At 53.4% G+C, this 15,242-nt stretch carries 12 protein-coding genes and 1 tRNA gene; 1 reads left to right on the top strand and 12 read right to left on the bottom strand.

Going from position 1 to position 15,242, the window contains the following annotated elements; genetic code table 11:
• Positions 1 to 165 precede the first annotated feature (165 nt).
• Positions 166 to 1,173, top strand: coding sequence for a luciferase-like monooxygenase (locus AB4K05_RS00505; RefSeq protein WP_368478111.1), 1,008 nt, complete (start codon positions 166 to 168; stop codon positions 1,171 to 1,173).
• A 153-nt stretch (positions 1,174 to 1,326) separates the two neighbouring features.
• On the opposite strand, the gene mtr is transcribed toward AB4K05_RS00505, so the two are convergent.
• The 12 genes from mtr to AB4K05_RS00445 all read right to left on the bottom strand — a co-directional run bounded on the left by mtr (position 1,327) and on the right by AB4K05_RS00445 (position 15,231).
• Entirely contained in the window at positions 1,327 to 2,571 is a 1,245-nt protein-coding gene (gene mtr / locus AB4K05_RS00500; protein ID WP_368478110.1) for a tryptophan permease, read from the bottom strand.
• Positions 2,572 to 2,716: 145 nt separating this feature from the next.
• Positions 2,717 to 4,693 carry a DEAD/DEAH family ATP-dependent RNA helicase gene (locus AB4K05_RS00495; RefSeq protein WP_368478109.1) on the bottom strand — a complete coding sequence of 659 codons (1,977 nt, stop codon included), beginning with the start codon at positions 4,691 to 4,693 and terminating at the stop codon, positions 2,717 to 2,719.
• Positions 4,686 to 4,766: a protein YrbN gene (gene yrbN, locus AB4K05_RS00490; protein ID WP_187590287.1), complete on the bottom strand. Its 81-nt coding sequence runs from the start codon at positions 4,764 to 4,766 to the stop codon at positions 4,686 to 4,688. The genes AB4K05_RS00495 and yrbN overlap by 8 nt, the downstream gene beginning before the upstream one ends.
• Before the next feature lie 105 nt (positions 4,767 to 4,871).
• The gene (gene nlpI, locus AB4K05_RS00485; RefSeq protein ID WP_368478108.1) at positions 4,872 to 5,756 is read right to left on the bottom strand and encodes a lipoprotein NlpI; all 885 of its coding nucleotides are present in this window, start codon (positions 5,754 to 5,756) and stop codon (positions 4,872 to 4,874) included.
• Between the two features lie 111 nt (positions 5,757 to 5,867).
• On the bottom strand, positions 5,868 to 7,997 hold the full coding sequence (pnp, locus tag AB4K05_RS00480; RefSeq protein ID WP_368478107.1) for a polyribonucleotide nucleotidyltransferase: 2,130 nt from the start codon (positions 7,995 to 7,997) through the stop codon (positions 5,868 to 5,870).
• Positions 7,998 to 8,343: 346 nt separating this feature from the next.
• A complete protein-coding gene (gene rpsO / locus AB4K05_RS00475; RefSeq protein WP_368478106.1) occupies positions 8,344 to 8,613 on the bottom strand; it encodes a 30S ribosomal protein S15 in 270 nt (89 codons plus the stop codon).
• A 146-nt stretch (positions 8,614 to 8,759) separates the two neighbouring features.
• A complete protein-coding gene (truB, locus tag AB4K05_RS00470; protein WP_368478105.1) occupies positions 8,760 to 9,710 on the bottom strand; it encodes a tRNA pseudouridine(55) synthase TruB in 951 nt (316 codons plus the stop codon).
• On the bottom strand, positions 9,710 to 10,111 hold the full coding sequence (gene rbfA / locus AB4K05_RS00465) for a 30S ribosome-binding factor RbfA (RefSeq protein WP_368478104.1): 402 nt from the start codon (positions 10,109 to 10,111) through the stop codon (positions 9,710 to 9,712). Before rbfA ends, truB begins: the two co-directional genes overlap by 1 nt.
• 151 nt (positions 10,112 to 10,262) lie before the next feature.
• The gene (gene infB, locus AB4K05_RS00460) at positions 10,263 to 12,953 is read right to left on the bottom strand and encodes a translation initiation factor IF-2 (RefSeq protein WP_368478103.1); all 2,691 of its coding nucleotides are present in this window, start codon (positions 12,951 to 12,953) and stop codon (positions 10,263 to 10,265) included.
• Between the two features lie 24 nt (positions 12,954 to 12,977).
• Complete coding sequence (gene nusA / locus AB4K05_RS00455; RefSeq protein WP_368478102.1) at positions 12,978 to 14,465, bottom strand: transcription termination factor NusA; 1,488 nt, start codon at positions 14,463 to 14,465, stop codon at positions 12,978 to 12,980.
• 28 nt (positions 14,466 to 14,493) lie between these two features.
• Positions 14,494 to 14,946, bottom strand: a complete 453-nt coding sequence (rimP, locus tag AB4K05_RS00450; RefSeq protein WP_061281677.1) for a ribosome maturation factor RimP — start codon at positions 14,944 to 14,946, stop codon at positions 14,494 to 14,496.
• Between the two features lie 208 nt (positions 14,947 to 15,154).
• Positions 15,155 to 15,231 (bottom strand) — tRNA-Met (locus tag AB4K05_RS00445).
• Positions 15,232 to 15,242: the final 11 nt, after the last annotated feature.

Raw genomic sequence — 15,242 nt, 5'->3', positions numbered from 1 at the left:
GCCGGATGGCGGCATAAATGCCTTATCCGGCCTACTGATGCATTGTAGGCCGGATAAGCGCAGCGCCATCAGGCATGTTCCGCCGTATAAAGCTCACTTTGTTAATCACATTCACTATTCTTTAATGCAGTATGAAAAGATTAGCAGCTAGCAAAGTGAGCCTTTATGACTGACAAAACCGTAGCATTCTCGGTGCTCGATCTCGCACCGATCCCGCAGGGTTCCTCCGCGCGGGAAGCCTTCTCCCATTCACTTGGCCTCGCCCAACTTGCTGAAAAACGCGGCTATCACCGCTATTGGCTGGCGGAACACCACAACATGACCGGCATCGCCAGCGCGGCGACCTCGGTGTTAATTGGCTATTTGGCTGCCAACACTACGACCCTGCATCTGGGTTCCGGTGGCGTCATGCTGCCGAACCACTCACCGCTGGTGATAGCCGAGCAGTTCGGTACGCTCAATACACTCTATCCAGGCCGTATCGATCTCGGTCTTGGCCGCGCACCGGGTAGCGATCAGCCCACGATGCGTGCGCTGCGCCGTCATATGAGCGGCGATATTGATAACTTCCCCCGCGATGTCGCCGAGTTGGTCGACTGGTTTGATGCCCGCGATCCCAACCCTCAGGTACGTCCGGTGCCGGGCTATGGCGAGAAAATCCCCGTGTGGCTTTTAGGCTCGAGTCTGTACGGCGCACAGCTGGCGGCACAGCTTGGCCTGCCGTTTGCGTTTGCCTCGCATTTTGCCCCAGACATGCTGCATCAGGCGCTGCATCTCTATCGTACGAACTTCAAGCCGTCGGCGCGGCTGGAAAAACCGTATGCCATGGTGTGCATTAATATCATTGCCGCCGATAGCAACCGCGATGCCGAGTTCCTCTTCACTTCGATGCAGCAGGCATTTACCAAGCTGCGTCGTGGCGAAACCGGGCAGTTGCCGCCTCCGATTCAACAGATGGAGCACTTCTGGTCACCGTCAGAGAAATACGGCGTCGACCAAGCGCTGCGGATGTCGCTGGTGGGCGATAAAGCGAAGGTGCGTCACGGGCTGGAATCTATTCTGCGGGAAACCCAAGCGGATGAGATTATGGTTAACGGACAGATTTTTGACCATCAGGCACGTTTGCATTCATTTGATTTGGCGATGGATGTGAAGCAGGAATTGTTGGGATAGTGCGGTTTATTCCCCTCACCCCGGCCCTCTCCCCAAAGGGGCGAGGGGGAAAACCACACCGAGCAGTCCGCTTCCCCTTAGCAGGAAGTGAAAACTGTACCGGACAGTCCCCTCTCCCCCATGGGGAGAGGGTTAGGATGAGGGGTGAATACCTTACTGATAAACCGGCAGCAGATTAAAACTCGACAGCACATGCACCAGCGCATTACCCACGCCAAACACCAGCACTAGCGCAATCATCGGCTTGCCACCCCAAACGCGGAATTTCGGGCTACCAAAACGCTTGCGGGATTTACGTGCCAGCAGCGCCGGAACAATGGCCGCCCAGATAGTCGCCGCCAGCCCTGCATAGCCAATGGCATACAGGAAGCCGTTTGGCCACAACAGCCCACCAATAATCGGCGGCACGAAGGTCAGTAGTGCAGTTTTAAAGCGGCCTAGCGCCGAGTCATTAAAACCAAACAGATCCGCTAGGTAGTCGAACAGACCCAGCGTCACCCCGAGGAAAGAACTCGCCACCGCAAAGTTTGAGAACACCACCAGCAGCAGGTCCAGACTGCGGCTATTCAGCACACCGCTCAGCGCTTGCACCAGCACATCGATGTTGCCGCCCTTCTGTGCAATCCCGATAAATTCCGGACGCGGGATATTACCCATCGTCCCCAGCAACCAAACGGTGTATAGCCCCAGCGCCAGCAGCGTGCCGTATACCAAGCATTTCACGATGGTGCGCGGATCTTTGCCATAGTATTTCATCAGGCTTGGTACGTTGCCGTGATAGCCAAACGAGGCCAAACAGAACGGCAGCGTCATCAGCAGATAAGGGGTGTAAGAGGCATGACTTTCCGCAACGTTAAACAACGTAGCCGGGGTAACGTGCCCCATCAAGCTGCCGAAAGTCAGGAAGAAAGTAATCACCTTCGCGCCCAGCACGATGGCCGTCATCCGACTCACCGCTTTGGTACTTAACCACACCACAAAAGCGACCAGCAGCGCAAAGCTAAAGCCAGCGGCACGCGCCGGGACGTTCAGCGACATTTCGGCAAAGGTGTGGTGCAAAATCGAACCGCTCGCCGAGATGTATGCATAGGTCAGAATGTAAAGCACAAAGGCGATAGAGATGCCGTTAATAACGTTCCAGCCTTTACCCAGCAAATCTTTGGTGATGGTGTCGAAGCTTGAACCAATACGGTAGTTGAGGTTTGCCTCAAGGATCATCAGCCCCGAATGCAGCATGCAGAACCAGGTAAAGACCAACGCCACCATCGACCAGAAGAACCACGCACCGGACATCACGACCGGCAGGGAGAACATCCCCGCCCCAATGATTGTGCCGCCGATGATCACCACGCCGCCAAGCAGCGAAGGTGACGTTTGGGTGGTGGTTAGTGTCGCCATACAGCCTTATCTCCAGTGTATTATTTTGCTACTGCATTTCAATGTGATGCACTGTACCAGTACACGAGTACAAATGAAATAAAAAAAGCCCCAATCATAAAGATCGGGGCTGTATCGTTTACTTTACGCTAATAAGCTGTGAGGCTTATGCGTCACCGCCGAAACGACGACGACCTGCGGAGTCATCACGACGCGGCGCTGCACCAGCATCATCACGGCGTGGCGCACGGTTACCACCGTCACGACGTTCGCCGCTGAAACGACGACCATCACCACGACCGCCTTCACGACGCTCGCCGCCGAAACCACGACCGCCTTCACGACGTTCACCGCCGAAAGCACGGCCGCCTTCACGACGCTCGCCACCGCCAGCACCACGACCACCGCGGTCAGGACGCGGCTGCGCGTCGCCCATCAGCTGCATGTTCATTGGTTTGTTCAGGATGCGAGTACGCGTAAAGTGCTGCAGCACTTCGCCCGGCATGCCTTTTGGCAGTTCGATAGTGGAGTGGGTACCAAACAGCTTGATGTTACCGATGTAACGGCTGCTGATGTCGCCTTCGTTAGCGATCGCGCCAACGATATGACGCACTTCAACACCGTCATCACGGCCAACTTCAATGCGGTACAGTTCCATATCGCCAACGTCACGACGTTCACGCTTAGGACGATCTTCACCGCTACGCTCTGGACGGTCACCACGTGGGCCACGGTCATTGCGATCGTTACGATCACCACGACGTTCGAAACGATCGTCGCGCTCACGGAATTCACGCTTAGCACGCATTGGCGCATCTGGTGGAACGATCAGAGAACGTTCGCCCTGTGCCATTTTCAGCAGTGCTGCTGCCAGCGTTTCAACGTCCAGCTCTTCGCCTTCAGCCGTTGGCTTGATTTGCGCCAGCAGACCACGGTACAGATCCAGATCGCTGCTTTCCAGCTGCTGCTGTACTTTCGCGGCGAATTTTTCCAGACGGCGTTTGCCCAGCAGATCTGCGTTTGGCAGTTCAACTTCTGGAATGGACAGCTTCATGGTGCGTTCGATGTTGCGCAGCAGACGACGCTCGCGGTTCTCAACGAACAGCAGCGCACGGCCAGCACGACCCGCACGACCGGTACGGCCGATACGGTGAACGTAAGACTCGGAGTCCATCGGGATGTCGTAGTTAACAACCAGGCTGATACGCTCAACGTCCAGGCCACGGGCCGCAACGTCGGTAGCAATCAGGATGTCCAGACGACCGTCTTTCAGACGCTCCAGAGTCTGCTCGCGCAGAGACTGGTTCATGTCACCGTTCAGTGCGGCGCTGTTGTAGCCGCTACGTTCCAGCGCTTCAGCCACTTCCAGAGTCGCGTTTTTGGTACGAACGAAGATAATCGCCGCATCAAAATCTTCCGCTTCCAGGAAACGTACCAGCGCTTCGTTTTTACGCATGCCGTAGACAGACCAGAAGCTCTGGCTGATGTCTGGGCGAGTCGTTACGCTAGACTGGATGCGCACTTCCTGCGGATCTTTCATAAAGCGACGGGTAATACGACGAATCGCTTCCGGCATGGTTGCAGAGAACAGAGCGGTCTGATGACCTTCTGGGATCTGAGCCATGATGGTTTCAACGTCTTCGATAAAGCCCATACGCAGCATTTCGTCAGCTTCGTCCAGCACCAGACCGCTCAGTTTAGAGAGATCCAGAGTGCCGCGCTTCAGGTGGTCCAGCAGACGACCTGGGGTACCGACAACAATCTGTGGCCCCTGACGCAGGGCGCGTAACTGCACGTCATAACGCTGGCCGCCGTAAAGGGCAACCACGTTTACGCCGCGCATATGTTTAGAGAATTCAGTCATTGCTTCAGCCACCTGAACCGCCAGTTCGCGGGTCGGGGCCAGCACCAGAATCTGTGGTGCTTTCAGCTCAGGATCAAGGTTGTTCAGCAGCGGAAGAGAGAAGGCTGCGGTTTTACCGCTGCCCGTCTGGGCCATACCCAGAACATCGCGGCCGCCCAGCAGGTGTGGAATACACTCAGCCTGGATCGGAGATGGTTTTTCGTAACCCAGATCGTTAAGGGCTTCAAGGATAGGAGCTTTCAGCCCCAGATCTGCAAAAGTGGTTTCGAATTCAGCCATGTAGTACGTGTGCCTCAAAATTAATGGCGGCCAGTCTACATAACTTATCGTGAAAATTTTCGGTAATTTTCATTAAAAGTGTGAACCGGCTCAAAGTAGGTGTATTAACGAACAACAACGCCCTCACCCGCGAAGGTGATGGCAATCAAATGTGATTACGGGCTGATGTGTACGTCAGCTATTGCTGGTCCGATTCTGCCAGGTCGTCTTGCTCCTGGCCCAAGAGCGCTAATTCCAACAATGCGTATCGGTGCTCAACGTAGTTGTGTACGTTGTTGGCAACCGCCAGTTTGAACAGTGCCGTAGCGCTGTCCCTGTCCCCCAGACTTAGGTAGTACTTACCTAAATAGAAGTTGGTTTCACTGAGATGCTCAGCGAGCGAGGTGTTATCCGTTGCGTCCGCCTTCAGGCGTTCCATTAACGTTTTTTCGTCAATGTTGCCCAGGTAGAACTCGACAATGTTCCATCCCCATTGTTCTTTATCCGATTTGTCGAAGCGTTGCTTCAACGCATCTTTAGCCTGCTTCTCATTGAGCTTCTGCTCAGCGAGATATAGCCACAGACTGCGGAAAGGATCATTGGGATCGTCTTGATAAAACGCCAGCAGATCATCTTGCGCTAACTTTGCACGGCCACCGTAATAAAGTGCGATGCCGCGGTTTAAGTGCGCATAATTGTAAGTTGGATCAAGCTCAAGTACAGAATCAAACGCTTCATAGGCAGCATCAAAATTGCCTGCCTGCGTTAAATAAATGCCTAAGTAGTTGAATACTTCAGGCATATCGGGTCGGATAGCCAGCGCTTGCGAAAAATCGTTACGCGCTAGTGCTCTCAAACCAAGACTATCATACAACACTCCGCGCTCATATAAAAGCTGTGCGCGTTCATCATCGGTTAAAGCCCGACTGGCAAGTATTTGTTCCATGCGTGCCAGGATTACTTCCTGCTGTAACGTCGGTTGCAATGGCACCGCGAGGACTTCACTCTTACGCCAGGCAGAGTTGCTGCATCCGGCCAGCGTGAGTGCTGTCGCAACGAAACACCAGCGCAAAAAAGGCTTCATTTCCCACTCCCGAAGACAACAATTGGATGAACGTCCTGTCCCCCGCCTGCAAACAAGGCATCCTGCCAGCTAAATGTGCCCTCCGCAAGCGCGGAGGGCAAAAGGCAAACCTTACTCGCCTTGTTCTGCTACCGGAGCTTCCGGTGCGGCAGAAGACTGCTCGGTTGCTTCTTTGATGCTCAGACGTACGCGGCCCTGACGGTCAACTTCCAGAACTTTAACCGGCACTTCCTGGTTCATCTGCAGATAGTCGGTCACTTTCTCAACGCGCTTATCAGCGATCTGAGAAATGTGTACCAGACCTTCTTTACCGCCACCGATGGCAACGAATGCGCCAAAGTCAACGATACGGGTCACTTTACCGTTGTAGATACGACCTACTTCGATTTCTGCAGTGATCTCTTCGATACGACGGATAGCGTATTTCGCTTTCTCACCGTCGGTCGCCGCGATCTTAACGGTACCGTCATCTTCGATTTCGATGGTGGTGCCTGTTTCTTCGGTCAGAGCACGAATAACAGAACCGCCTTTACCGATCACGTCTTTGATCTTGTCTGGGCTGATTTTGATGGTGTGGATACGCGGAGCGAACTGAGAGATATCGCCGCGTGGCGCATTAATCGCCTGTTCCATCACGCCCAGGATGTGCAGACGAGCACCTTTAGCCTGGTTCAGAGCAGCCTGCATGATCTCTTTGGTGATGCCTTCAATTTTGATATCCATCTGCAGCGCAGAGATACCGTCGCGGGAACCCGCAACTTTGAAGTCCATATCGCCCAGGTGATCTTCGTCGCCCAGGATGTCAGACAGAACAACGTAGTTGTCGCCTTCTTTCACCAGACCCATCGCGATGCCTGCAACGGCCGCTTTAATCGGCACGCCCGCATCCATCAGCGCCAGGGAAGCACCACACACGGAAGCCATGGAAGAAGAACCGTTGGATTCGGTGATTTCAGACACAACACGTACGGTGTACGGGAATTTGTCCAGATCCGGCATCACTGCCAGCACGCCGCGTTTCGCCAGACGACCGTGACCAATTTCACGACGCTTAGGAGAACCAACCATGCCAGTTTCGCCTACGCAGTACGGAGGGAAGTTGTAGTGGAACAGGAAGTTGTCAGTGCGCTCGCCCATCAGTTCGTCAAGGTTCTGCGCATCACGGGTGGTGCCCAGGGTCGCGGTAACCAGCGCCTGAGTTTCGCCACGGGTGAACAGTGCGGAACCGTGAGTACGTGGCAGTACGCCAGTACGAACGTCCAGACCACGGATCATGTCTTTTTCACGGCCATCGATACGTGGTTCGCCTGCCAGTACGCGGCTACGAACAACGTTTTTCTCGATAGCGTGCAGGATTTCACCCAGTTCGTTAGCGTCCAGGGATTCGTCTTCTGCAGTCAGTTGAGCAATGGCTTCAGATTTGATCACGTCAACCTGAGCGTAACGCTCCTGCTTGTCAGTGATGCGGTAAGCATCGCTCAGACGAGATTCTGCCAGCGCAGCAACGCGCGCGTTCAGCGCTTCGTTTACCGCTTCAGGCTGCCAATCCCAACGTGGTTTGCCGGCTTCTTTTACCAGCTCGTTGATTTCTTTGATAACAACCTGCTGCTGATCGTGACCAAACACGACAGCACCCAGCATCTGGTCTTCGCTCAGCAGTTCTGCTTCGGATTCAACCATCAGCACAGCACCTTCGGTACCGGCAACAACCAGGTTCAGTTTGCTTTCTTTCAGCTCGTCCTGAGTCGGGTTCAGTACGTACTGGTCATTGATATAACCAACGCGTGCAGAGCCGATCGGGCCGTTGAAAGGAATACCGGACAGAGACAGCGCAGCGGATGCACCGATCATCGCCACGATATCTGGGTTGATCTGTGGGTTAACGGAAACCACGGTTGCGATAACCTGGACTTCGTTAACAAAGCCTTCCGGGAACAGCGGACGAACTGGGCGGTCAATCAGACGCGCAACCAGGGTTTCGCCTTCGCTTGGACGGCCTTCACGACGGAAGAAGCTACCCGGAATACGGCCAGCAGCGTAGGTACGCTCCTGATAGTTTACGGTCAGCGGGAAGAAGTCCTGGCCTGGTTTCGCTTTTTTCTGGCCGACAACGGTAACGAATACCGCGGTGTCATCCATGCTAACCATAACGGCTGCAGTCGCCTGACGCGCCATCATGCCGGTTTCCAGCGTAACGGTGTGTTGGCCGTACTGGAACTTACGAACGATCGGATTAAGCAAAATTCTATCCTTTCTTAATATGCGGCGGAACACCTTATGGTGGAGCCACCAATGAAACCGATCTTCTTTGCATCCTCGCGACTAATGACAACCCTAACCCGGTCTGGGTAAAGCCTCTCATTAGCCGCGCGAACCTCTGCAACGAAGAATGTGCACAACAACAATACATTATACCCGTTATCTTTCAAAATACTGCTGCGTTGGCAATTCCAGCTCAATATTGTCTCAGTGAGATGGATTAGCGCTAACATCAAGCAGTTATTTTACGGGTAGTTTTTCTCAAAATTGCTGTCATCTGGTGGAAAAAAGGGGCCATAAAGGCCCCTCTTTCTGAAACTCGCTAGAGTTAGCGACGCAGACCCAGACGCTCGATCAGCGCGGTGTAGCGTGCAACATCTTTACGTTTCAGGTAGTCGAGCAGTTTACGACGCTGAGAAACCATACGCAGCAGACCACGACGGCTGTGGTGATCTTTTTTGTGCTCAGAGAAGTGACCCTGCAGGTGGTTGATCTGTGCAGTCAGCAGTGCAACCTGAACTTCGGTGCAACCGCTGTCGTTTGCGCCACGACCAAACTCAGAAACGATTTGTGCTTTAGCTTCAACGCTTAGAGACATTTTGAACTCCAAATTTAAAAGAAAGAAAGGGTGCCGATCTCTAATTCAGCAACCCCTGATATAACGTTCGCCAATTGTTAAACAATCAGGCGGACGTTAAGCCGCGATATTCTACCCGCAGCGCTCTATTATCGCAAGCCACAGAGTCAGACTGACTCGGGGTATTCAACAACCAGACGGCGTGGGGCCACGCGGCCTTCATCATCGATTTCACCCATGCCGAGGAATTTACCCTCTTCACCTTCGGTGACACGAACCAGTCCGTCCAGTGGGGCACCGTTGGTGCGCACCGGATTACCGTTCTTGAAATACACCGACGAAGTGACCGGCAGATTCACCACCGGGAAATCCGAAGCCGGACTGTCCATTGGCATCAATAGCGGGTCCAGTAGATCCGCGGCAGCCACGCCCTGCTGCTGCGCTTGGTCAACCAGCGCCTGCAACTGCTCAAGCGTCACCATACGCTCAACTGGGTATTTACTGACGGCTAGGCGACGCAGGAAAATAACGTGCGCGCCGCAGCCGAGCTTCTCACCCAGATCGTCAATGATGGTTCGAATATAGGTGCCTTTCGAGCAGTGTATTTCCAGCTCTAGCTCGTTACCTTCGTGACGAATAAACAGCAGTTCGTAGACGGTAATCGGGCGCGCTTCACGCGGGACATCAATTCCCTGGCGAGCGTATTCGTAAAGCTTTTTGCCCTGATACTTCAGCGCAGAGTACATGGACGGCACCTGCTGGGTGTCACCACGGAAACTCTCCAACGCCTCAGCCAGCTGCGCATCACTGAAGGTCACCGGACGCTCTTCCACAATTTGGCCATCTGCATCCGAGGTATCGGTACGCTGCCCTAAGCGCGCAATGACCCGATAGCGTTTGTCAGAGTCCAGCAGATACTGGGAGAACTTGGTGGCTTCGCCGAGGCAAATCGGCAGCATGCCGGTTGCCAGCGGATCCAACGCACCGGTATGCCCGGCGCGGTTGGCATTATAAATACGCTTAACCTTCTGCAGCACATCGTTGCTGGATGCGCCCTGCGGCTTGTCCAGCAACAATACGCCGTGGATATCACGGCCGCGACGACGAGGACGACTCATCAGTCCTCCTTGCTGTCGTCCGGGTTCACACGACGCTCGTCGTCATGCTTCACCACGTTGCTGACTAGGTTAGACATGCGCATCCCTTCAACCAACGAGTTGTCGTAGAAGAAGGTCAGTTCCGGCACGATGCGCAGACGCATGGCTTTACCCAGCAGCGAACGGATGAAGCCGGAAGCTTCCTGCAACGCTTTGATGCCGGCTTTAATCGCCGCTTCATCTTTATCGTTCAGGAAGGTCACAAACACTTTGGCATAGGCCAGGTCACGGGACATTTCAACGCCAGATACGGTCGTCATCATGCCCAGACGTGGGTCTTTAATTTCGCGCTGCAGAATGAGAGCAATCTCTTTTTGCATCTCCTGAGCCACGCGCTGCGGGCGACCAAATTCTTTCGCCATAATAAATTCTCCAGACAAAAAAGGGGCATTCAGCCCCTTTTGAAAATAATTCGATTATGCAGGGCAGTAGGCCTGATAAGCGTAGCGCCATCAGGCATGACATTGCCGGATGGCGGCGTAACCGCCTTATCCGGCCTACACCCAACCAACCTTACGCAATCGTACGTTGGATCTCGATGATTTCGAACACTTCGATCATATCGCCAACGCGAACGTCGTTGTAGTTCTTCACGCCGATACCACATTCCATGCCGTTACGGACTTCGTTAACGTCATCTTTGAAGCGGCGCAGGGACTCCAGCTCGCCTTCATAGATAACCACGTTGTCACGCAGAACGCGGATTGGGTTGTGACGTTTGATGGTACCTTCGGTAACCATACAGCCCGCGATTGCACCAAATTTCGGTGATTTGAACACGTCACGAACTTCAGCCAGACCAATGATCTGCTGTTTCAGTTCTGGAGACAGCATACCGCTCATTGCCGCTTTCACTTCGTCGATCAGGTTATAGATGACGGAGTAGTAGCGCAGATCCAGGCTTTCGGATTCAATCACTTTACGCGCAGAAGCATCCGCACGAACGTTGAAGCCAACCAGGATTGCGTTAGATGCAGCAGCCAGGGTTGCGTCGGTTTCGGTGATACCACCTACGCCAGAACCGATAATCTTCACTTTAACTTCGTCGGTAGACAGTTTCAGCAAGGAGTCGGAGATCGCTTCTACAGAACCCTGAACGTCAGCTTTCAGAACGATGTTCACTTCGTGAACTTCGCCTTCAGTCATGTTAGCAAACATGTTCTCGAGTTTAGATTTCTGCTGACGAGCCAGTTTAACTTCGCGGAATTTGCCCTGACGATACAGCGCAACTTCACGCGCTTTCTTCTCGTCACGAACCACGGTCACTTCATCACCGGCTGCCGGCACACCGGACAGACCCAGGATTTCCACCGGAATGGATGGACCTGCTTCCAGCACTTCCTGACCCAGTTCGTTACGCATTGCACGAACACGGCCATACTCAAAGCCACACAGAACGATATCGCCCTTGTTCAGGGTACCTTCGCGAACGAGAACGGTAGCAACTGGGCCACGACCTTTATCAAGGAAGGATTCGATTACCGCACCGCTTGCCATACCTTTACGAACCGCTTTCAGCTCCAGAACTTCAGCCTGCAGCAGGATAGCGTTCAGCAGGTCATCAATACCGGTACCCGCTTTCGCAGAAACAGGGATGAACTGAGATTCGCCGCCCCACTCTTCCGGCATAACGCCGTACTGAGACAGTTCGTTCTTAACGCGATCCATATCGGCTTCTGGCTTATCGATTTTGTTCACTGCAACAACAATCGGCACCTGCGCTGCTTTCGCATGCTGGATAGCTTCGATGGTCTGCGGCATTACGCCGTCATCTGCTGCAACAACCAGAACAACGATATCCGTTGCCTGCGCACCACGAGCACGCATAGAGGTAAACGCGGCGTGCCCCGGGGTATCCAGGAAGGTGATCATACCGTTGTCAGTTTCAACGTGGTACGCACCGATGTGCTGAGTAATGCCGCCCGCTTCGCCTGAGGCCACTTTCGTAGAACGAATGTAGTCCAGCAGAGAGGTTTTACCGTGGTCAACGTGACCCATGATGGTCACGACTGGTGCACGCGGCTCAGCTGCAGCACCGGTATCACGGTCGCTCATTACCGCTTCTTCCAGCTCGTTCTCACGACGCAGGATAACTTTGTGGCCCATCTCTTCGGCAACCAGCTGTGCGGTTTCCTGGTCGATAACCTGGTTGATGGTCGCCATTGCACCCAGTTTCATCATCGCTTTGATGACCTGAGAGCCTTTGACTGCCATCTTGTTCGCCAAATCGCCAACGGTGATGGTTTCGCCAATCACAACGTCACGGTTAACGGCCTGAACTGGCTTCTGGAAGCCCTGTTGCAGAGCAGAACCTTTACGCTTGCCGCCTTTACCACCACGACCAGCTGCACGTGCTTCTTCGCGGTCAGCTTTAGATTCAGCGTGCTTGTTGCCTTTCTTCTGAGGGCGCGCAGCTTTTGTCGCTGTGCGAGCACGGCCACGTCCGCCTTCAACTTCACGGTCGTTTTCGTCTTCAGCTTGGCGGGCATGGGTAGAAGTGGTGACGTGATAGTCGCTGGTGTCTTCAGTTGGTTCAGCGTTATTCACACCATTCTTCTCATTTTCTTCTGCCATACGGCGAGCTTCTTCAGCTACACGGCGCGCTTCTTCTTCAAGCTTGCGGCGTGCTTCTTCTTCCGCTTTACGCTTCAGCTCAGCGGCTTCATTTTCACGGCGGGCTTTATCGGCCTGGGCTGTTTTTGTCATATCGTCGGTCTGTTGATTGCTCACTTTGTCTTTTTCCGCAGCTTCACGTTTCGCTTTATCAGCGGCTTCACGTTTAGCTTGTTCTGCGGCCTCGCGTTCAGCTTTATGTTGCGCCTCGCGTTTGGCCGTTTCTTCTGCCTCACGACGGGCTTGCTCTTCCGCTTCACGCTGCGCCTGCTCTTCCGCGGCCAGGCGTTCAGCCTCTTGCGGATCGCGTTTTACAAAGGTGCGTGTCTTGCGGACTTCGATTTGTACCGATTTACTTTTTCCACCGGTACCTGGAATGTTGAGAGTACTGCGCGTTTTGCGCTGCAAAGTCAACTTATCCGGGGCAGAACCGTTTTCACGGTTCAAATGCGCCAGTAAGGTTTGCTTCTCTTGTGCGGACACAGAGTCATCAGCAGACTTTGGGATGCCAGCATCAGCAAATTGCTGTACCAGACGATCCACGGAGGTCTGTATCTCTGCAGCCAGCGATTTTACGGTTACATCTGTCATACTGTTCCTTCCTGCTACAGTTTATTACGCTTCGTCGCCGAACCAGCAAATATTACGGGCAGCCATAATCAGCTCACCGGCTTTTTCGTCGGTCAACCCTTCGATATCAGCCAGATCATCAATGCCCTGTTCGGCGAGATCTTCCAGCGTACAAACACCACGGGCAGCCAGTTTGAAGGCCATCTCACGATCCAATCCTTCCAGATTCAGCAGATCGTCAGCCGGTTTATTATCACCGAGGCTTTCTTCCTGGGCCAGTGCCAGAGTGGTCAGTGCATTTTTAGCACGCTCGCGCAGTGCTTCAACGGTGTCTTCATCCAGGCCGTCGATAGCCAGCAGCTCTTTCATTGGCACGTAGGCCAACTCTTCAAGCGTTGCAAAGCCTTCTTCAACCAGTACCGTTGCGAAATCTTCATCAATATCGAGATATTTGGTGAAGGTATCGATGGCGGCATGCGCTTCAGCCTGATGCTTAGCCTGCAGGTCATCAACGGTCATCACGTTCAGTTCCCAACCGCTCAGTTGAGCAGCCAGACGGACGTTCTGACCATTACGACCGATCGCCTGTGCCAAGTTACCGGCTTCAACAGCGATATCCATGGTGTGTTTGTCTTCGTCAACCACGATGGATGCAACATCAGCTGGCGCCATCGCATTGATGACGAACTGTGCCGGGTTATCATCCCACAGGACGATATCAATACGCTCGCCGCCCAGTTCGGTAGACACCGCCTGAACGCGCGCACCGCGCATACCGACGCAAGCGCCAACTGGGTCGATACGTTTGTCGTTAGTTTTAACGGCAATTTTCGCACGTGAGCCAGGATCGCGAGCAGCGGCTTTAATTTCGATAACTTCTTCGCCAATTTCCGGCACTTCAATGCGGAACAGTTCGATCAGCATTTCTGGCTTAGAACGGGTGACAAACAGCTGCGCACCACGTGCTTCCGGACGTACGGAGTACAGAACACCGCGGATACGGTCGCCTGGACGGAAGTTTTCACGCGGCAGCATGTCTTCACGCATGATCACGGCTTCAGCATTGCTGCCGAGATCCAAAGAGATGTTGTCACGGTTTACTTTTTTCACCACGCCGGTGACGATCTCACCTTCGTGCTCACGGAACTGATCAACAACCATCGCGCGTTCAGCTTCACGCACTTTCTGCACGATAACCTGTTTCGCTGTCTGCGTGGTGATACGGTCAAAGGTAACAGACTCGATCTGGTCTTCAACGTACTCACCTACGTTCAGACTTTCGTCTTCGTAACGTGCAGCTTCCAAGGTAATTTCTTTCGTTGGCTGGGTCACTTCTTCGACGATAACCCAACGGCGGAACGTGTCGAAATCACCGCTTTTACGATCGATTTCTACGCGAACGTCAATTTCTTGTTCGTATTTTTTCTTTGTTGCTGTAGCCAGCGCACTTTCCAGCGCTTCGAAAATTTTCTCGCGTGGCAGCGACTTTTCGTTGGAGACGGCTTCAACAACAGCCAAAATTTCTTTGTTCATCGCGGGCTTTTCACCTCAATCCAGACTGTTAAAAGTGGGGAACCAGGTTCGCCTTCTGGATATTACTCAGCGCGAACACTTCATCTTTACCTTCGACTGTGACGGTGATCATTTCACCATCCACCGCTTTGATTACGCCCTGCCATTTACGACGGTTCTGGACCGCCATACGCAGGACCAGCGTCACCTCTTCACCCATAAAACGCGTGTAATGTTCCGCGGTGAACATAGGACGATCGAGGCCCGGAGAGGAAACTTCCAGGTTGTAGGCAACGGTAATCGGATCTTCAACATCCATTACTGCGCTTACCTGGTGGCTCACATCAGCACAATCATCAACATTGATGCCATCTTCACTATCAATATAGATGCGCAGTGTGGATGTGCGACCGCGAATAAATTCGATGCCGACCAGTTCGTAGCCCAGGGCTTCAACCGGCGCTGTAATCATCTCTGTTAATTTTTGCTCTAATGTGGACAAACCCACCCCCAAGACATAAAAAAAGGGCCTAAAGCCCAGTTATTCTGTAGTCAGATAACAAAAAACCCCGATAAATCGGGGCTTTAGATAACTGAACCCTATAGCCGCAACTGCGGCCTGGAGAACCTTCCGAAAGAATTTTTTTTCAAATCTAGCTACGAAGGCCTAAGTCTCCACAGTATATTTGAAAATGAACTCTAAGGGAAAGTGGTTGCGGGGGCCGGATTTGAACCGACGACCTTCGGGTTATGAGCCCGACGAGCTACCAGGCTGCTCCACCCCGCGCCTGAAACGTG

It is taken from the genome of Kluyvera sp. STS39-E, from assembly GCF_040932435.1.
Classification (GTDB): domain Bacteria; phylum Pseudomonadota; class Gammaproteobacteria; order Enterobacterales; family Enterobacteriaceae; genus Kluyvera.
The sequence above is the reverse complement of the archived record's forward strand: the minus strand, read 5'-3'. Positions and strand labels throughout refer to the sequence as shown.